We start from the raw sequence: 17,568 nt of genomic DNA on the forward strand, positions 1-17,568 counted from the left end.
CCCACGTGAGCTCGAAACCTGTCGTACTCATCGCCGAAGAGCTGTCGCCCGCCACGGTGGACGCGCTCGGTCCGGACTTCGAGATCCGGCACGTCAACGGAGCCGACCGCGCGGAGCTGCTGCCCGCGATCGTCGACGTCGACGCGATCCTGGTCCGCTCCGCCACCAAGGTCGACGCCGAGGCCATCGCCGCCGCCAAGAAGCTGAAGGTCGTCGCGCGCGCCGGCGTCGGTCTGGACAACGTCGACGTGTCCGCCGCCACCAAGGCCGGCGTGATGGTCGTCAACGCCCCGACCTCCAACATCGTGACCGCCGCCGAGCTGGCCTGCGGCCTGCTCGTCGCCACGGCCCGCAACATCCCGCAGGCCAACACCGCCCTGAAGAACGGCGAGTGGAAGCGGAACAAGTACACGGGCGTCGAGCTCAGCGAGAAGACCCTCGGCGTCGTCGGCCTCGGCCGCATCGGCGTCCTGGTCGCGCAGCGCATGTCGGCCTTCGGCATGAAGGTCGTCGCCTACGACCCGTACGTACAGCCCGCGCGCGCCGCCCAGATGGGCGTCAAGATGCTGACGCTGGACGAACTCCTCGAGGTCGCCGACTTCATCACCGTGCACCTGCCCAAGACCCCCGAGACCCTCGGTCTCATCGGGGACGAGGCCCTGCACAAGGTGAAGCCGTCCGTCCGCATCGTCAACGCCGCCCGCGGCGGGATCGTGGACGAGGCCGCGCTGTACTCGGCCATCAAGGAGGGCCGCGTCGCCGGCGCCGGCCTCGACGTGTACGCGAAGGAGCCCTGCACGGACTCCCCGCTCTTCGAGCTCGACCAGGTCGTCTGCACCCCGCACCTCGGCGCGTCCACGGACGAGGCCCAGGAGAAGGCCGGTGTCTCGGTCGCCAGGTCGGTGCGCCTCGCGCTCGCCGGTGAGCTCGTGCCGGACGCGGTCAACGTCCAGGGCGGCGTCATCGCCGAGGACGTCCGTCCCGGCCTGCCGCTCGCCGAGAAGCTCGGCCGCATCTTCACCGCGCTGGCGGGCGAGGTCGCGGTCCGCCTCGACGTCGAGGTCTGCGGCGAGATCACCCAGCACGACGTGAAGGTGCTCGAACTCTCCGCGCTCAAGGGTGTCTTCGAGGACGTCGTCGACGAGACGGTCTCCTACGTCAACGCCCCGCTGTTCGCCCAGGAGCGCGGTGTCGAGGTGCGCCTGACGACCAGCTCGGAGTCCCCGGACCACCGCAACGTGGTGACCGTCCGCGGCACCCTGTCGGACGGCTCGGAGGTCTCGGTCTCCGGCACGCTCGCGGGCCCGAAGCACCTGCAGAAGATCGTCGGCGTCGGCGAGTACGACGTGGACCTGGCGCTCGCCGACTTCATGGTCGTGCTGCGCTACACCGACCGCCCGGGCGTGGTCGGCACCGTCGGCCGCATCCTCGGCGAGGCCGGCCTGAACATCGCGGGCATGCAGGTCGCCCGCGCCGAGGAGGGCGGCGAGGCGCTCGTCGTCCTCACGGTCGACGCCGAGGTTCCGGTGAACGTCCTCGCGGACATCTCCGCCGAGATCGGCGCCGTCTCGGCGCGCACGGTCAGCCTCGGCTGACGGTCGCCGTCACGTCAAGAAGGGCCCGGGGACGACCCCGGGCCCTTTCTTGTACGCCGATCAGCCCGCGAGGGCTTCGGCGTCCTCGACCCGCTGCGCCGGGGCGCCGGCCGGGGCGGGGGCCCCTCGGAGCAGGGCCACGGCGAGCACCGCCGCCCCGAGCAGGAGGGCCGTACCGCCCCAGGCGGCGTACTGCATGCCGTGCACGAAGGCCTCGCGGGCCAGGGTCAGCACCTGCCCGCCCGCCTCGCCGCCGATCTGCTGGGCGGTGGCGACCGCTCCGCCGAGGGTTTCGCGCACGGCGGGCTCCTGACCGGACAGGTCGCTCCGGTAGACCGCGGTGCCGAGGCTGCCCAGGACCGCCATGCCCAGGGCCCCGCCGAACTCCTGGCCCGTCTCCAGCAGGGAGGCGGCCGAACCGGCCTTCTCGGCGGGGGCCGCTCCCAGCGCCATGTCGGAGACCAGGGACATCACGGTCACGATGCCCGAGGCCAGCACCCCGGCGCCGGCGAGCAGCAGCCACAGGGAGTCGGCGCCGACCAGGCCGATCAGCGCGAACCCGGCCGCGGCGAGGCAGAACCCGCCGGCGATGACGTACGCCCGGTCGACCTTCTGGGCCAGGGCGGCGGAGACGGGGGCGGCGGCGCCGATGACGACCGACGGGGCGAGGCTCCACAGGGCGGCTTCCAGGGTGCCCATGCCGAGCACCGACTGGAGGTACTGGGTGGTGAAGTAGGCCGAGCCCATCATGGCGAAGGCGGAGATCGTGTTCAGGGCGATCCCGGCGCCGAAGCCGCGGCCCTGGAACAGTGCCCGGCTGATCATCGCGTCGTCACGGGTGCGCTGACGGCGCAGGAAGGCGTACCCGAAGGCCAGGCCGACGGCGACGCAGGCCGCGTGGAGCGGGGTGAAGCCCTCGGCGGCGATCTCCTTGAGGCCGTAGACGACCGGCAGGACGGCGGCCATCGACAGCGGGACGCTCACCAGGTCGAAGCGGCCGGGCGCCGGGTCCTTGAACTCCGGTACGAGCACCGGGACCAGAACCAGCAGGAGCAGCATCGCGGGGACGTTGATGAGGAAGACGGAGCCCCACCGGAAGCGGTTCAGCATCACACCGCTCATGACCGATCCGAGGGCGATGCCGCCGGTCATGGCGCCGGACCAGATGGCGATGGCCTTGCCGCGCTGTCCGGCGTCCGCGAAGAGGTTCCGTACGAGGGCCAGCGTGGACGGCATCAGGGTCGCGCCGCCGATGCCGAGCAGTACGCGGCAGGCGATCAGCATCTCGGCGCTGGTGGCGTAGCCGGCGCCGACGGAGGCGAGCCCGAAGGCTGCGGCGCCGATCAGCAGCAGCTTGCGGCGGCCGATCCGGTCCCCGAGGGAGCCCATCGTGATCAGCAGGCCGGAGAGGGCGAAGGCGTAGCTGTCGAAGATCCACAGCTGCTGGGTGGCGCTCGGGTCGAGCTCCCGGGTGATGGCCGGGATGGCGAAGTAGAGGACGGAGACGTCCATCGAGACCAGGAGCAGCGGCAGGAGGAGAACGGTGAAGGCGATCCATTCCCGGCGGCCGGCGAGACGTGCTGCGGAGTTCGTCATGAGGAGCAATGTACAAGCGTCATAAACGCTTGTCTAGAACAATCGTATGGAACTTCTGTCTAGGACGGGTGTCTTGCTACGGTGAGCCCATGGGACATCGCGAAGATCTGCTGGAGGGCGCCAAGAAGTGCCTGGTCGAGAAGGGTTTCGTGCGGACCACCGCGCGGGACATCGTCAAGGCCTCGGGCGCGAACCTGGCATCCATCGGGTACCACTACGGCTCCAAGGACGCCCTGCTGACGCAGGCGTTCATCTCCCTCATCGAGGACTGGGGCGACAAGTTCACGGCCGGCATCGAGGGGGAGGGCGGCTCGCTTGAGCGGTTCCGCTCGGTGTGGGACGGGGTGCACGCCGGGCACGAGGCGTCGGGCCCGATCTGGGCGGCCAGCATGGAGGTCGCGCTCACCCGCGAGCGGCTGCCGGAACTGCGCGAACTGCTCGCCGCCTCCCAGGGGGAGGGCCGCAAGGGCATGGTCGCGATGTTCACCGGGGTGCCGGAGGAGCAGGTGGGCGAGGAGGACATGCGCACGACGGGCGCGTTCTACCAGGCGCTGCTCAACGGCTTCATGCTCCAGTGGCTCTTCGACCCGGCGTCGGCCGCGACCCCCGCGGAACTGACCGAGGGGATGCGGCGGGCGGTGGAGGCGATGGCGAAGGCCCCGGTGGCCGGGCCCGCTTCCGAGTCCGTTTCCGAGTCCGCTCCGGAGTCCGCTTCCGAGCCCGTGTCGGGAGGCGCGGCCTAAGCCAGCCGGGCCGCCTTGAGGGCCATGTGGAGCAGCAGCCGGTCCTCGCCCTCGTCGAGGTCGAGCCCGGTCAGCTGCTCCACCCGCGAGAGGCGGTAGTACAGGGTCTGCCGGTGGATGCCCAGGGCCGCCGCCGCGCGGCCCGCCTGGCCGGCGCAGTCGAGGAACACCTCGGCGGTGCGGGCGAGTTCCCGGTTGCCCGGCCCGAGCAGCGTCCGCGTCGCCGGGTCGTCCACCGGGTCCGCGGCGACGGCCGCCAGCATCCGGTACGGGCCGATCAACGACCACTGCGCGACCGGGCCGAACCGCGGCTGCGCCGCCCCCGCCCGCGCCGCGGCCACGGCCTGCTGCCAGGCGTCGGGCAGTTCCGCCAGGGCCCGCACCAGGTCGGAGACCCCGGCCGCGGCCGCGCCCGGGCCCCCCACCGCCCGCGGCAGCAGCCGGGACACCGCCGCGAGCGCCGGAGCCAGCGCGTCCGCCGAGCGCAGCCGCACCAGCACCGCCAGCGCCTGCTCGCCGGGGGCCTCCCCGTCACCGGACCCGCCGCCCGGCTTCGGTACGACGCACACCGCGGCCGCGCCCGGTACCGACGAGGGAGCCTCCCCGGTCCACGGGGCCACGCAGACCGCCGCGTGCAGTCCGTCGGCCCGCGGCCCCAGCGCCACCCGCAGCGCGGCCACCGCCATGTCCCGCTGCCAGCCCCGCCCGGCGGTGAGCACCGCGCGGAACTCCCGCGAGAGGTCGGCGCCCGCCCTGGCCTCCTCCGCGAGCAGGACCCCGATCCGCTCGGCCACCTCCATCGCCGCCTCCAGAGCCGCGGGGCCGGGGCCCGAGCCGGGGCCCGCGCCGTGCGCCGCGCCGGGGCCGGACTCCTGGTCCAGCAGCCACACGTAACCCTGCACGATCCCGCGGTACCGCACCGGCAGGCAGAGCCGCCCCCGGAAGACCCCCGCGTCCGGCGCCGCCGGGATCCGTACCGGCCCGGTGGCGCGCGTGATGCCGAAGGCCTCGAACCAGGAGCGCACGGCGGCCGTGGACTGCCGGGTGAGGATCGAGCGGGTCCGGACCGGGTCCATGGCGAGGTCGTCGTCGCTGTCGTGGGCACCGAAGGCGATGAGGCGGAAGTCCCGGTTCTCCAGCGTCGCCGGGGCGCCGAGCAGCGCCGAGATCTCGTCCACCAGTTCCTGGTAATCGCCCTTCACCCGGCCATTCTCCCACTGCCCCACCCGGTCTTCAGACAGATGTATGAGATCCGGGACACGGATGCGTGACAGCTGTCGATGGCAGAGGATCGTGGAGATCCTTAGGTTTCACGGTGGTTTCACTTGCGTTTTCCTTGTGGTCGCCGCCGCACCGGTGATGGCCGTATGTCCGCTTCTGCCACCCGTTGGAGGTGCCCCGTGCTGGGTCCCGCGATCCTCGCCGCCTCGCGCAGCGACAAGATGCGCCGAATCGTCTCTGCCGCCCCGGTGACCAAGCCCGTGGTGAACCGGTTCATCCCCGGTGAGACGGTCGACCAGGTCATTCCGATCGTCGAGGAGCTCACGAGCAACGGGCTGGAGGTCACCCTCGACGTCGTCGGCGAGGACATCACCACGGTGGAGCAGTCGCACGCGGCCCGCGACGCCTACCTCGAGCTGATCGACCGCCTGAGCGTCCTGGGCCTCGGCGAGACGGTCGAGATGTCGGTCAAGCTGTCGATGTTCGGCCAGGCGCTTGAGGGCGGGCACGAGCTGGCGCTCGCCAACGTCCGCCCGGTCGTCGAGGCCGCCGCGGCCATCGGCACCACCGTCACCCTGGACGCCGAGGACCACACCACCCTCGACTCGATGTTCGCCATCCACGAGGAGCTGCGCCGGGACTTCCCGCAGACCGGCTGCGTGATCCAGGCCTACCTCTTCCGCACCGAGGCCGACGCCCGCCGCCTGGCCGCCGCCGGCAGCCGCGTCCGGATCGTGAAGGGCGCCTACAAGGAGCCCGCCGAGGTCGCGTACCTGGACAAGGCGGAGATCGACAAGGCGTACGTCCGCATCCTGAAGATCCTGATGGAGGGCGACGGCTACCCGATGATCGGGTCGCACGATCCGCGCCTGATCGCCATCGGCCAGGAGCTCGCGCGCACCGCCGGGCGCAAGCTGGACGAGTACGAGTTCCAGATGCTGTACGGCATCCGCAGCGAGGAGCACCTGCGCCTGGCCGCCGAAGGACACCGGATGCGCGTCTACACCGCGTACGGGACGGACTGGTACGGCTACTTCATGCGCCGCCTCGCGGAGAAGCCGGCCAACCTGCTCTTCTTCCTCCGCTCGATGATCACCAAGAACTAGGTCAAGGAGTTATCTACTCATGGACGCTGTGACCCAGGTCCCCGCTCCGGTCAACGAGCCGGTCCACTCGTACGCCCCCGGCACCCCGGAGCGCGCACGCCTCGAAGTGCAGCTCAAGCAGCTGTCCGAGAACCCGATCGACCTCCCGATGACGATCAACGGCGTCAAGCGGATGGGCGCCGGCGAGCGCTTCGACGTGGTGCAGCCGCACGACCACAAGTCGGTCCTCGGCACCTACGCCAACGCCACCCAGGCCGACGCGCAGGAGGCCATCGACGCCGCCCTCGCCGCCGCCCCGGCCTGGCGCTCGATGTCCTTCGACGACCGCGCCGCGATCATCCTGCGCGCCGCCGAGCTGCTGTCCGGCCCGTGGCGCGAGAAGCTGGCCGCCTCCACCATGCTGGGCCAGTCCAAGACCGCGCAGCAGGCCGAGATCGACACCCCGTGCGAGCTCGTCGACTTCTGGCGCTTCAACGTCCACTTCGCCCGCCAGATCCTGGCCGAGCAGCCGGGCGCGAACTCCGCCGGCGTGTGGAACCGCAGCGACCACCGCCCGCTCGAGGGCTTCGTGTACGCGATCACCCCGTTCAACTTCACGGCCATCGCGGGCAACCTGCCGACCGCCCCCGCGCTGATGGGCAACGTGGTCGTGTGGAAGCCGTCCCCGACGCAGACCCACTCCGCCGTGCTCCTGATGGAGCTGCTGGAGGAGGCCGGCCTGCCGAAGGGCGTCATCAACCTGGTGACGGGCGACGGCATCGCCGTCTCCGAGGTGGCCCTGGAGCACCCGGAGCTCGCCGGCATCCACTTCACGGGCTCGACCAAGACCTTCCAGTACCTGTGGAAGACCGTCGGCAACAACATCGAGAAGTACAAGTCCTACCCGCGCCTGGTCGGCGAGACCGGTGGCAAGGACTTCGTCGTCGCGCACCCGTCCGCGGACCGCGCCGTCCTGAAGACCGCCCTGACCCGCGGTTCCTTCGAGTTCCAGGGCCAGAAGTGCTCGGCGTCCTCGCGCGCCTACGTCCCTGCCTCGATCTGGAACGACGGCTTCAAGGAGGCCTTCGCGGCCGAGGTCGACGGCATCGCCATGGGTGACGTCCGCGACCTGACGAACTTCATCGGCGCCGTCATCGACGAGCGCTCGTATCTGAAGAACAAGGCCGCGATCGACCGCGCCATCGCCGACCCGACCTGCGAGATCGTCGCGGGCGGCACGTACGACGACTCGGAGGGCTACTTCGTCCGTCCGACCGTCATCGCGTGCACCGACCCCGAGAACGAGGTCTTCACGACCGAGTACTTCGGCCCGATCCTCGCCGTGCACGTCTACGAGGACGCCGACTTCGACGCGATGCTCGCGCAGATGGAGTCCGTCTCGGCGTACGCCCTGACCGGCTCGATCATCGCCGCGGACCGTTACGCGGCCGCGGACGCGATGGAGAAGCTCCGCTTCGCGGCGGGCAACTTCTACATCAACGACAAGTCGACCGGCGCCGTGGTCGGCCAGCAGCCCTTCGGCGGCGGCCGTGCCTCGGGTACGAACGACAAGGCGGGCGCGGCGACGAACCTGCAGCGCTGGACCTCGACCCGCTCCATCAAGGAGACCCTGGTCGCGCCGACGGACTACCCGTACCCCCACATGGGCTGACCTCCCCGGCCCCGCAAAGCCCCGCCCCCGCTCCGGTACCCCCAAGTCCGGAGCGGGGGCGGTTCCAGTTCCCGGGGCGCTCGACTCCTGCTAGCCTGAGGTGAGTTGTCGTGTACGGCGACACGCTCCAACACCCGGGCCCGGCTTCCCGGGGGAGCGCAGGGCTCTGACGAGTTCCCGTACGGGGCGGGTTCCACCATTGGGCGATACGCATACCTCAACGCTGCCGTGCCGGGGCGCAGTCCGGGGAGACGTATGTCCAAGCGAACCGACAACCGCCACCGCGTCGCCACCATCTGCCGTGAAGCGACGGGACTCCCGCACCACACCTGCATGGAGTGGGCCGCCGATGGCCTCATCAGCCGCCTGCAGCCCGTGCCCGATGCACGAGGGGCGGACCAGCGGGCCCTGGAGGCCGAGATGCTGGTGAATCTCGCCAACGGGCTGCGCCACGACCAGCTCGACGGAGCAGTCCTCGGACTGGTCCGGGCCGTACCGCACCCCGAGGGCCCGGAGTTCTGGGTGCACCCGGAGATGGGCGCGCAGGTGCTGTCCGTCCTGCTGCCCCGCATCGACTCGTCCCGGACGGGGTACGGGCTTCCGGGCCTGCGGGCGGTACGGGAGGGCGGCCGGGTACGGCTGTGGAGCCTTCGGCGCAACGCCTCGGTCGTGCTCGTGCATCCCGACCCGGAGTGGGCCGCCTACCTCGACGAGCCCGCCTGCGAGGAGCACATCTGGTGGCACAACCGCGACCGCATGCATCCGGCCGAGGCCACGTGGCACGTGGGGTCGCGGGAGCCCGCCCCCGACCGGGACCGCCTGCTCAGCCGGCTGATCCGGCGGCCGCGGCTGGTCAACGCGACGGGCTCGGCGCACGGCTGGGCGAACACCTACAGCCGCGGTGACCGGGAGCTGTCCATCGAATGGTGCTGCTCCGTCGAGGTGGACGACCTGGCCCGGCGGCTGCGCCGCAGCGGGCTCACCGCCGGCCAGGACGGCCGTGCCCGGGCCGGCAGCGGCCGCCTGGCCTTCGGCGACGCGGCGGTCATCGTACGCAAGGGCCCCTGCGCGCTGGTACCGGTGACGCTGAACCCGAGGGCCGGCGCATGCTGACCGCGGCGTTGCTGACCGCGGCCGTGCTCGGGGTCGCCAAGGTGGTGCGGGACTGGCTCATCCTGCGGCAGGTGCGGGCCGCCATGGAGGCGTGCTCGCCGGAGGACCGGGTGCGGATCGGGATGCGGCTGGCCGGGGCGCTCGGCGGACGGGCGGCCGAGGAGCCCGCCGCGCCCGACGGCGGCGGGGGTTAGACCTCGACCATGACCTGGTCGAGGGACTTGCGGAGCAGGTCCGGGACCTCGCAGTCGTCCGCGGGGTAGCCGATCGGGATGACCGCGAAGGCCTTCTCGTTCGCCGGGCGGTTCAGGACGTGGGAGAGGAAGCGCATCGGGCTCGGGGTGTGGATCAGGGCCGCGAGCCCGGACAGGTGGAGCGCGGACAGCAGCATGCCCACCGCGATGCCCACCGACTCGTCGACGTAGTAGTGCTTGCGCTTCGTACCGTCCGGGCCGAGCCAGTGCCGCTGCTGGAAGACCACGACCAGGGCCGGGGCGTCCGTGAGGTGGGTCTTCACGGCGTCCGTGCCGATGGGACGCAGCGCGGCGAGCCATTCGTCGCCGAGCCGGCCGTCGTAGGACACCTGCTCCTCCTGCTCGGCGGCGGCCCGGATCTGCTGCCGCACGGCCGGGTCCTTGACCAGGACGAACGTCCACGGCTGCTGGTGCGCCCCGGACGGTGCGGTCGCGGCGCACGCGACGGCGTCCCGGACGACCTGCTCGGGCACGGGGTCGGCGGAGAAGTGGCGCACGGTCCGCCGCTCGTCCATCCGGGCCCGCAACTCGGCGGCACGGGCGAGGGATTCCCGCCCGGGCATCCGCTCCGGGCGGTAGGCGACGGGGCGGTACGGCTCGCCGTGGGTGGGGGTCCATTGCTGGGTATCAGGCGACATGAGGCGAGTGTGCCGGGGCGGCCCGGGAGACGGCCAGGCACGTGCAGGCCGATGAGTGGCGGGGGGACACTGGTTCCATGACCGATACACGGACACACCTCGCACACACCTCGCAGTTGGGCCCCGGCGCGCTGGAGGAGATCCGGGCCCTGCTCGACGGCGCGTTCGAGGGGGAGTTCTGCGACGAGGACTTCGAGCACGGGCTCGGGGGGATGCACGCGCTGATCCGCGAGGGCGGGGAGCTGGTCGGGCACGGCAGCGTGGTGCAGCGGCGGGCCGTGCACCGGGGCCGGGCGCTGCGCGTCGGGTACGTCGAGGCCGTGGCCGTGCGGGCGGACCACCGGCGGCGGGGGATCGGCGGGGTCGCGATGGCCGCGCTGGAGGGGGTCATCGCGCGGGCCTACGTGCTCGGCGCGCTCTCGGCGTCCGCGGCCGGAGCCGCGTTGTACGAGGGCCGGGGGTGGACGGCGTGGGGCGGCCCGATCGGGGTGCTCGGGCCGCGGGGGCCCGAGCGGCTCCCCGAGGAGGAGGGCAGCACCTACCTGTGGGTGCCGCCCGGCGGGGCCCTTCCGGACCCCGCCGGGCGGCTGGACTTCGACTGGCGCGACGGGGACGTGATGTAGGCCCGTCAGCCGGAGGTGCTGGCCGCGCCCGACTCGATGTGGCCCGTGTAGCGGCGCGACCAGGTGCCGTCGGCGTCGGTCAGGACCGTGAAGTCGTACCAGCCGTTGCTGTACGCCACCGCGTTGAAGTAGTCCTCCCGCGAGGAGTTCGCCGGGACCGTGTAGGTCCACGGGCCGTCCGTGCGGTAGGCGTTGGAGCGGATCGTGAAGGTGACCGGCGCGGCGGACGAGTTGGTCATCTTGAAGTAGACCGCCGTCTTGCCGGTGCCCGGCTCCACCGCGAAGCGGGCCGCCACCTCCAGGTTCTTGCCCGCCTTCGTGGCGTCGCCGAGGAAGCGCCGCAGGAAGCGGTTCGGGCCGTACATCGAGATGTCGTACTTTCCGGAGCCGGAGCCCAGGCCGATGTTGAAGTAGTCCGTCGAGGTGCTGTTCGGGTCGACCGTGTACTGCCAGGCGGCCGTGTCCCGGTACTGGTGCGGGTGGATCGAGAAGTGCGCGGCCTGCTTGGCCTGCGGCCCCTGGTTGGTCATCGAGAACCAGGCCAGGATCTTGCCGGCCGCCCCGAACTCGAAGCGGTCCAGGTTGCCGTTCACCTGGTACGGAAGGGCGCGCGCCGGCCGCGTGCCGGGCTCCTGGGCCGGGAGCGCGTTGTCCTGCGGCGCCGGGTTGGGCAGCGGGCCGCAGGTCGACTGGCCGATGACCTTCGCGGTCGACGGCAGGCCCGCGGGGACTCCGTACACCGGGTGCCCGAAGTCGAAGACGCCGGTCAGGTCGCCGACCACCTTGCGGCGCCAGGCGCTGATGTTCGGACAGGTGGCGGGGGTGCCGATGGCGGCCGTCCACGTCTCCATGAACCGCAGGACCGAGGTGTGGTCGAAGACCTCCGAGCTCACCCAGCCGCCGCGCGTCCAGGGGGACATCACGATCATCGGGACGCGGAAGCCGAGGCCTATCGGGAGGCCGTCGATGTACTCGCCGGGCGTGCCGGGCGGGGCGACGGGCGGCGGGACGTGGTCGAAGAAGCCGTCGTTCTCGTCGTAGTTGAGGAACAGGACGGTGGAGTCGAAGACCTCCGGGTTCGCGGCGAGCGCCCGGTAGACCAGGTCCACGAAGTGCGCGCCGTCGCCGGGCGGGGCGTACGGGTGCTCGGAGAAGGCCTCGTTCGCCACGACCCAGGAGACCTGCGGGAGGGTCCCGGCGACCACGTCCGCGCGGATGGCGGCCGCGATGTCGTCCGGGGTGGAGCCGGTGACCTTGGGGACGGAGCTCATGCCCCGGTCCCACAGCGGGTTGCCGGGGGCGGCGTCGGTGAACTTCTTGAAGTAGGCCAGACCGTTGTCGCCGTAGTTGTCCTGGGCGTTCTGGTAGACCTTCCAGGTCATGCCGGCCCGCTGGAGGGCCTCCGCGTACGCCTCCCAGGTCAGCCCGGACTCGTCGCCGCCGTCCTTGCTCGCGGCGTCGACCTTGCCGCTCCACAGGAAGGTGCGGTTCGGGCCGGTCGCGCTCAGCGTGGAGCAGAAGTACGCGTCGCAGATCGTGTAGTTGTCGGCGAGGCCGTAGTGGAAGGGGATGTCACCCCGGTCCAGGTAGCCGAGGGTGCGGGTGTTGCCGACTCCGGTGACGAAGTTGTCCATCCGGCCCTTGTTCCAGGCCGCGTGCTGAGAGGTCCAGCTGTGCGGGAGGTCGCCGTTGCACTGGGCGAGGGTCTCGCCGTCGACCCCGCCCGCGGGCGGGGTGGCGCTCAGCTTCCAGGGGTACTGGCGGCCGCCCCAGTTCGGCTGGTTGAACATGCCCCAGCCGCCGGGGATGTTGCCGGCGGCGCGGTCGCCGAAGCCGCGGACACCCTTGAGCCTGCCGAAGTAGTGGTCGAAACTGCGGTTCTCCTGCATCAGGATCACCACGTGCTTCACATCGGTGATCGTGCCGGTCGCCGCCGCCGCGGCGGCCGTCGACGGTGCGATCCCGGGCAGGGCCGCCCCCGCCACCAGTCCGGCGCCGATGCCCACGAAACCTCTGCGGCTGATCGGTGTCACTGGCTACTCGCCTCCAACTCAAGTGCCCCGCTGGCACATTGACGGCAAGAGTGGCGGGACGGCCGCCAAAGGTCTACCTCCGTGCGGTAAGAGTTCGGTGAACTTCCGGGTGGCTGCGTTCAGCTGCCGACGCGGACGAGCATCTTGCCCAGATTGTCCCCGCGGAGCACCCCCTGGAAGGCTTCCACGGTGTGACCGAATCCCTGCACAACGGTGGTGTCGGTGCCGATCCGGCCACTGCGCAGGTGGGGGACGAGGAAGTCTTCCAGCTCGTCCTGCAGATTGGTGTGATTTCGAACCAATACCCCTTCCAGGCGAAGCGATTTGTGTACGACCTCGAAGAGGTTGCGGGGCGCGGCCGGGGACCGGTCCCCGTTGTACATCGAGATCCCGCCGACCCAGGCGATCCGCCCGTACTCGCGCAGCACGTCGATCGCGCCCTCCAGGTGGTCGCCGCCGACGTTGTCCACGTACACGTCGATGCCCTCCGGGGCCGCCTTCGCGAGCTGCTCGGCCACCGGCCCGTCGTGGTAGTCGAAGGCCGCGTCGAAGCCGAGCCGCTCGGTGAGCCGGCGGACCTTCGCGGCCGAGCCCGCGCTGCCGATGATCCGGCGGGCGCCGAGCAGCCGGGCGATGTGGCCGGTCGCCGTGCCGACCCCGCCCGCGGCGGCGGACACGAACAGGTCCTCGCCCTCGCGCAGCGCCGCGGTCCGGGTCAGGGCGGCGTACGCGGTCAGGCCGGTGCCGCCGAGGATCGAGAGGTACGCCTCCAGCGGGACCCCCTCGTACCCCTTCAGCTTGCGGGCGCCGTCCACTCCGAGGGTGACCAGCGCGTGCGTGCGCCACCCGGCGCGGTGGAAGACGAGGTCGCCCTCCGCGAGCCCCGGGTCGCGGGAGGCGAGCACCCGGCCCACCGAACGGCCCTCCAGCGGGGCGTTCAGCTCGAAGCCGCCCTCGCCGCCGTCCATCAGTCCGCGGTGGTACGGGTCCACCGAGAGCAGGAGGTTCTCCACAAGGGCGGTGCCGGGGGCGGGGGAGGGGACGGGGGTTTCGACGTAGGCGAAGTCGGTGGCGGCGGGGAAGCCGGTCGGGAGGGCGATCTGGTGGACGGCGTGGCCGGTCTGCGTGGTCATGGCGGCGACAGTAGGAAGGAATCACCGGGCCGGGCAGGGGGTTGGGTTCATGGAAGCCGCAGATCCATGAATGCCGTTCATAGAGCCAGGTGGGGGCCACCATGACCGAGCTTGCTCCGCAGGAATTGCGCATCCTGGTGGCCGTCGCCGAGTCCGGCGGCTTCTCCGCCGCGGGCGCGGCCCTCGGAATCACCCAGTCGGCCGTATCGCACGCGGTCCGCGGCAGCGAGGCCAAGATCGGGGCGGTCCTCTTCGAGCGGGGCAGGTCCGGCGCCCGGCCCACCCCGGCGGGGGAGCGGGCCGTCGGCCACGCCCGCCGGATCCTGCGCCTGTACGAGGCCCTCGGCGCGGAGGCCCGCGCCGCCGGGCGCGGCACGGTGGAGGGGGCCTTGCGCATCGCCGCGTTCCGCAGTGCGGCGCTGCACCTGCTGCCGCCCGCCCTGGAGCGGCTCACCGCCCGCCACCCCGGCATCCGCCCCGAGGTCCGGGTGGTGCGCGAGCTCGGCGCCGGCGCCGCCGGGGAGGTGGCCGCCGGCCGCGCCGACCTGGGCATCGCCACCCTGGGCGGGGCGGACGGCGCGGCGCCCGGCCTGCTGACGGGGGTCCTGACGCAGGAGGCGTACGCGCTGGTCCACCCGGTCGGGCACCCCGACCCCAAGGCGCTGCCGCTGCTGGACTGGGACGAGAACTGCGGCTCGTACACCCGCGACTGGTGGCGGACCCAGGACTGGATCCCGTCGGCCACCGTCAAGGCGGAGGACGACGGCATGGTGCTCACCATGGTCGGCCGGGGGCTCGGCATGGCGATCCTGCCCGAGCTCTCGCTCCGCGAGGCCGGTGATTCGGTGGAGATCACCGATCTGGGGCCTGGGCGACCGGTGAGACGCGTGGGATACGTCACCACACCGGAATCCGCTTCGACTCTCGCCGTAAGGGCTTTGATCAGGGAACTTCGCTCGGCACGGGCCTGAAGCGGAGGCATCGGACGGCCTCTTCCGGGCGGTTGTGCGTCTCAGATAGTAGGAAGTCCGAGTAATCGCGGAGACAGACAGCGGGACCTGCCCTAGCTTTGTAAGAGCCGAACGTCTCGCTGATCCGGCGAATGGCGGTCGAGAGCGCGCGCCCCTTGGCAGGCAACCCCTGCGGCGCACCGCTCCCCGCCTCTTCCGGCGCCTTGAAGGAACCCCTCATCCGTGGCCCCGCCACGCCGTGATCTCAAGGAGTCGATCACCATGACACCCACCACCGCCACCCGTCGCGTCCGCCACTCCTCCGGCGCCGACGCCGACCGCAAGAACGCCGCCGCCGCCCTCCAGCGCGCCCTCGACCGCCGCGACAACGGCGGCTCGACCGGGCACTGAACGCCCGCAGGCGCGTCGCGTCCACGTGATCCACACGGTCCACATCGTGGACGCGAAATGTCTGAGGGATGGACAAGGAGTACGGTTCCACCATGTCGACCAGCATCAATCTCGCAGTGATCCCCGGTGATGGCATCGGCCAGGAAGTCGTGGCTCAGGGCCTCAAGGTCCTTACCGCGGTCCTGCCCCAGGATGTGAAGCTGGAGACCAAGGCCTACGACCTCGGCGCCCAGCGCTGGCACCGAACCGGTGAGACCCTCCCGGACGCGGAGCTCGAATCCCTCAAGCACCACGACGCGATCCTGCTGGGCGCCATCGGCGACCCCTCGGTCCCGTCCGGCGTGCTGGAGCGCGGTCTGCTGCTGAAGCTCCGCTTCGCCTTCGACCACTACATCAACCTGCGCCCGTCGAAGCTCTTCCCCAACACGGCCACCCCGCTCGCCGGCCGTCCGGAGATCGACTTCGTCGTGGTCCGCGAGGGCACCGAGGGCCCGTACACGGGCAACGGCGGCAGCCTGCGCACCGGGACCCCCGCCGAGGTGGCCACCGAGGTCAGCATCAACACCGCGTACGGCGTCGAGCGCGTCGTGCGTGACGCGTACGAGCGCGCCAACGCCCGTCCGCGCAAGAAGCTGACGCTGGTCCACAAGAACAACGTCCTCGTGTACGCGGGCCACATGTGGAAGAACATCTTCGACAAGGTCGGCCAGGAGTACCCCGAGGTCACCACGGACTACCTGCACGTCGATGCCGCGACGATCTTCTTCGTCACCCAGCCGGAGCGCTTCGACGTCATCGTCACGGACAACCTCTTCGGTGACATCCTCACCGACCTGGCCGCCGCCGTGACCGGCGGAATCGGCCTGGCCGCCTCCGGGAACATCAACCCGACCGGTGCCTTCCCGTCCATGTTCGAGCCCGTGCACGGCTCGGCCCCGGACATCGCCGGCACCGGCAAGGCGGACCCGACCGCGACGATCCTCTCGGTCGCCCTCCTGCTGCGCCACCTCGGCCACGAGGCCCAGGCCGTCCGCATCGAGGACGCGGTCACCGCCGACCTCGCCGAGCGCGACGGCACCTTCCGCTCCACCGATGCCATCGGCGACGCCCTCGCCGCACGAGTAGCCGGCTGACCCGGCAGCTCCACCTCAGGGAAGCCGCCGGGTCGCGATCATCGGACCCGGCGGCTTTTCCTGTGCGGCCCCGGGTGCCACCATCTCCCCTGGGCCGCAATCACCCCGTTTCACCGTTGCCCCCTCGCGCGCGATAATCGAACGCGAGGCCGCGGAAAACGGGGAAGCTCGGACGTCCTGGTACGCATGAGCGCGGTCCGCCATACACAACGGTGAAGGACAAGCACTCATGACGACGCCCACGATCGAGCTCAAGCCCTCCTCGACCCCGCTGTCCGACGCGGAGCGCGAGGCGATCCTGGCCAGCCCCGGCTTCGGCCGCCACTTCACCGACCACATGGTGACGATCAAGTGGACCGAGGGCCGCGGCTGGCACGACGCCGAGCTGGTCCCGTACGCGCCGCTGTCGATCGACCCGGCCAACATGACCCTGCACTACGCGCAGACGATCTTCGAGGGCCTGAAGGCGTACAAGCAGCCCGACGGCACGGTGGCCACCTTCCGCCCGCAGGCCAACGCCGAGCGCTTCCAGGCCTCCGCCCGCCGCATGGCGATGCCGGAGCTGCCCACCGAGCTGTTCATCGCCGCCTGTGACGCGCTGATCCAGCAGGACCGCGCATGGGTGCCGGACTCCGGCGAGGCCTCGCTGTACCTGCGCCCGTTCATGTTCGCGTCCGAGGTGGGCCTGGGCGTCCGCCCGGCCAACGAGTTCCTGTTCATGGTCATCGCCTCGCCCGCCGGCGCGTACTTCCCCGGCGGGGTCAAGCCCGTCTCCGTCTGGCTCTCCGAGGAGTACGTGCGCGCCGTCAAGGGCGGTACGGGCGCGGCCAAGACCGGCGGCAACTACGCGGCCTCCCTCGTCGCGCAGGCCCAGGCCGCCTCGCACGGCTGCGACCAGGTGGTCTGGCTCGACGCCGTCGAGCACCGCTGGATCGAGGAGATGGGCGGCATGAACCTGTACTTCGTGTACGGCGACCGCATCGTCACCCCCGAGCTCACCGGCTCGCTCCTCCCGGGCATCACCCGCGACTCCCTCCTCACCATCGCCCGCGACCTCGGCTACACCGCCGAGGAGGGCCGCATCACCACCGAGGACTGGAAGCGCGACAACGAGAACGGCACCCTCACCGAGGTCTTCGCCTGCGGCACCGCCGCCGTGATCACCCCGGTCGGCTCCGTCAAGTCCGAGCGCGCCAACTGGACCCAGGGCGACGGCGAGCCCGGCGAGGTCACCATGAAGCTCCGCAAGGCGCTGCTGGACCTCCAGACCGGCCACACCGCCGACACCCACGGCTGGATGCACCCGCTCGGCTAGAGCCGGCGCCCCGACCCGTACGTACGAAGGCCCGCGCCCTGGACGTCCAGGGC

16 protein-coding genes are annotated in these 17,568 nt (G+C 71.4%); 11 read left to right on the top strand and 5 right to left on the bottom strand.

The annotated features are described in order from the left end of the window. Positions 1-5 precede the first annotated feature (5 nt). Complete coding sequence (serA, locus tag ACFWB8_RS09725) at positions 6-1,595, top strand: phosphoglycerate dehydrogenase (protein ID WP_385223982.1); 1,590 nt, start codon at positions 6-8, stop codon at positions 1,593-1,595. Between the two features lie 60 nt (positions 1,596-1,655). On the opposite strand, the gene ACFWB8_RS09730 is transcribed toward serA, so the two are convergent. Beyond that, positions 1,656-3,191, bottom strand: a complete 1,536-nt coding sequence (locus tag ACFWB8_RS09730; RefSeq protein WP_385223984.1) for an MFS transporter — start codon at positions 3,189-3,191, stop codon at positions 1,656-1,658. 89 nt (positions 3,192-3,280) lie between these two features. Here ACFWB8_RS09730 and ACFWB8_RS09735 point away from each other — a divergent pair, with 89 nt between their 5' ends. Further along, the gene (locus ACFWB8_RS09735) at positions 3,281-3,934 is read left to right on the top strand and encodes a TetR/AcrR family transcriptional regulator (RefSeq protein ID WP_385223986.1); all 654 of its coding nucleotides are present in this window, start codon (positions 3,281-3,283) and stop codon (positions 3,932-3,934) included. On the opposite strand, the gene ACFWB8_RS09740 is transcribed toward ACFWB8_RS09735, so the two are convergent. Beyond that, positions 3,931-5,136: a helix-turn-helix domain-containing protein gene (locus ACFWB8_RS09740; RefSeq protein ID WP_385223988.1), complete on the bottom strand. Its 1,206-nt coding sequence runs from the start codon at positions 5,134-5,136 to the stop codon at positions 3,931-3,933. The two genes, ACFWB8_RS09735 and ACFWB8_RS09740, sit on opposite strands and share 4 nt — an antisense overlap. Positions 5,137-5,334: 198 nt before the next feature. On the opposite strand from ACFWB8_RS09740, the gene ACFWB8_RS09745 reads away from it, so the two are divergent. The 4 genes from ACFWB8_RS09745 (at position 5,335) to ACFWB8_RS09760 (ending at position 9,219) form a co-directional block, all read left to right on the top strand. Beyond that, positions 5,335-6,261, top strand: coding sequence for a proline dehydrogenase family protein (locus tag ACFWB8_RS09745; protein WP_385223990.1), 927 nt, complete (start codon positions 5,335-5,337; stop codon positions 6,259-6,261). Positions 6,262-6,280: 19 nt separating this feature from the next. Next, a complete protein-coding gene (gene pruA, locus ACFWB8_RS09750; RefSeq protein WP_385223992.1) occupies positions 6,281-7,912 on the top strand; it encodes an L-glutamate gamma-semialdehyde dehydrogenase in 1,632 nt (543 codons plus the stop codon). A gap of 255 nt (positions 7,913-8,167) precedes the next feature. Continuing rightward, positions 8,168-9,025: a hypothetical protein gene (locus ACFWB8_RS09755; RefSeq protein WP_385223994.1), complete on the top strand. Its 858-nt coding sequence runs from the start codon at positions 8,168-8,170 to the stop codon at positions 9,023-9,025. Next, positions 9,019-9,219, top strand: a complete 201-nt coding sequence (locus tag ACFWB8_RS09760; protein ID WP_385223996.1) for a hypothetical protein — start codon at positions 9,019-9,021, stop codon at positions 9,217-9,219. The genes ACFWB8_RS09755 and ACFWB8_RS09760 overlap by 7 nt, the downstream gene beginning before the upstream one ends. Here ACFWB8_RS09760 and ACFWB8_RS09765 read toward each other — a convergent pair. Beyond that, a complete protein-coding gene (locus tag ACFWB8_RS09765) occupies positions 9,216-9,917 on the bottom strand; it encodes a nitroreductase family protein (RefSeq protein ID WP_385223998.1) in 702 nt (233 codons plus the stop codon). The two genes, ACFWB8_RS09760 and ACFWB8_RS09765, sit on opposite strands and share 4 nt — an antisense overlap. 77 nt (positions 9,918-9,994) lie before the next feature. Here ACFWB8_RS09765 and ACFWB8_RS09770 point away from each other — a divergent pair, with 77 nt between their 5' ends. Beyond that, entirely contained in the window at positions 9,995-10,540 is a 546-nt protein-coding gene (locus ACFWB8_RS09770; RefSeq protein ID WP_385224000.1) for a GNAT family N-acetyltransferase, read from the top strand. A gap of 5 nt (positions 10,541-10,545) precedes the next feature. Here ACFWB8_RS09770 and ACFWB8_RS09775 read toward each other — a convergent pair whose 3' ends face one another. Both ACFWB8_RS09775 and ACFWB8_RS09780 read right to left on the bottom strand, forming a co-directional pair. After that, entirely contained in the window at positions 10,546-12,573 is a 2,028-nt protein-coding gene (locus ACFWB8_RS09775) for a phosphocholine-specific phospholipase C (RefSeq protein WP_385224002.1), read from the bottom strand. A gap of 119 nt (positions 12,574-12,692) precedes the next feature. Further along, positions 12,693-13,706 carry an NADP-dependent oxidoreductase gene (locus ACFWB8_RS09780; RefSeq protein ID WP_385224004.1) on the bottom strand — a complete coding sequence of 338 codons (1,014 nt, stop codon included), beginning with the start codon at positions 13,704-13,706 and terminating at the stop codon, positions 12,693-12,695. Positions 13,707-13,807: 101 nt separating this feature from the next. Here ACFWB8_RS09780 and ACFWB8_RS09785 point away from each other — a divergent pair, with 101 nt between their 5' ends. The 4 genes from ACFWB8_RS09785 (at position 13,808) to ACFWB8_RS09800 (ending at position 17,515) form a co-directional block, all read left to right on the top strand. After that, entirely contained in the window at positions 13,808-14,677 is an 870-nt protein-coding gene (locus ACFWB8_RS09785; RefSeq protein ID WP_385224006.1) for a LysR family transcriptional regulator, read from the top strand. A 261-nt stretch (positions 14,678-14,938) separates the two neighbouring features. Further along, a complete protein-coding gene (locus tag ACFWB8_RS09790; RefSeq protein ID WP_385224008.1) occupies positions 14,939-15,067 on the top strand; it encodes a hypothetical protein in 129 nt (42 codons plus the stop codon). Between the two features lie 92 nt (positions 15,068-15,159). After that, positions 15,160-16,200: a 3-isopropylmalate dehydrogenase gene (locus ACFWB8_RS09795; protein WP_385224010.1), complete on the top strand. Its 1,041-nt coding sequence runs from the start codon at positions 15,160-15,162 to the stop codon at positions 16,198-16,200. Positions 16,201-16,429: 229 nt separating this feature from the next. Beyond that, complete coding sequence (locus ACFWB8_RS09800) at positions 16,430-17,515, top strand: branched-chain amino acid aminotransferase (protein ID WP_385224012.1); 1,086 nt, start codon at positions 16,430-16,432, stop codon at positions 17,513-17,515. Positions 17,516-17,568: the final 53 nt, after the last annotated feature.

Source organism: Streptomyces sp. NPDC060031, assembly GCF_042736805.1.
Lineage (GTDB): Bacteria > Actinomycetota > Actinomycetes > Streptomycetales > Streptomycetaceae > Streptomyces.

What these genes read in the sequence shown, in the direction of transcription:
- ACFWB8_RS09730 (WP_385223984.1), bottom strand. Translation starts at nt 3,191, where the DNA reads ATGACGAACTCCGCAGCACGTCTCGCCGGCCGCCGGGAATGGATCGCC.
- ACFWB8_RS09735 (WP_385223986.1), top strand. Translation starts at nt 3,281, where the DNA reads ATGGGACATCGCGAAGATCTGCTGGAGGGCGCCAAGAAGTGCCTGGTC.
- pruA (WP_385223992.1), top strand. Translation starts at nt 6,281, where the DNA reads ATGGACGCTGTGACCCAGGTCCCCGCTCCGGTCAACGAGCCGGTCCAC.
- ACFWB8_RS09755 (WP_385223994.1), top strand. Translation starts at nt 8,168, where the DNA reads ATGTCCAAGCGAACCGACAACCGCCACCGCGTCGCCACCATCTGCCGT.
- ACFWB8_RS09760 (WP_385223996.1), top strand. Translation starts at nt 9,019, where the DNA reads ATGCTGACCGCGGCGTTGCTGACCGCGGCCGTGCTCGGGGTCGCCAAG.
- ACFWB8_RS09765 (WP_385223998.1), bottom strand. Translation starts at nt 9,917, where the DNA reads ATGTCGCCTGATACCCAGCAATGGACCCCCACCCACGGCGAGCCGTAC.
- ACFWB8_RS09770 (WP_385224000.1), top strand. Translation starts at nt 9,995, where the DNA reads ATGACCGATACACGGACACACCTCGCACACACCTCGCAGTTGGGCCCC.
- ACFWB8_RS09780 (WP_385224004.1), bottom strand. Translation starts at nt 13,706, where the DNA reads ATGACCACGCAGACCGGCCACGCCGTCCACCAGATCGCCCTCCCGACC.
- ACFWB8_RS09785 (WP_385224006.1), top strand. Translation starts at nt 13,808, where the DNA reads ATGACCGAGCTTGCTCCGCAGGAATTGCGCATCCTGGTGGCCGTCGCC.
- ACFWB8_RS09790 (WP_385224008.1), top strand. Translation starts at nt 14,939, where the DNA reads ATGACACCCACCACCGCCACCCGTCGCGTCCGCCACTCCTCCGGCGCC.
- ACFWB8_RS09795 (WP_385224010.1), top strand. Translation starts at nt 15,160, where the DNA reads ATGTCGACCAGCATCAATCTCGCAGTGATCCCCGGTGATGGCATCGGC.
- ACFWB8_RS09800 (WP_385224012.1), top strand. Translation starts at nt 16,430, where the DNA reads ATGACGACGCCCACGATCGAGCTCAAGCCCTCCTCGACCCCGCTGTCC.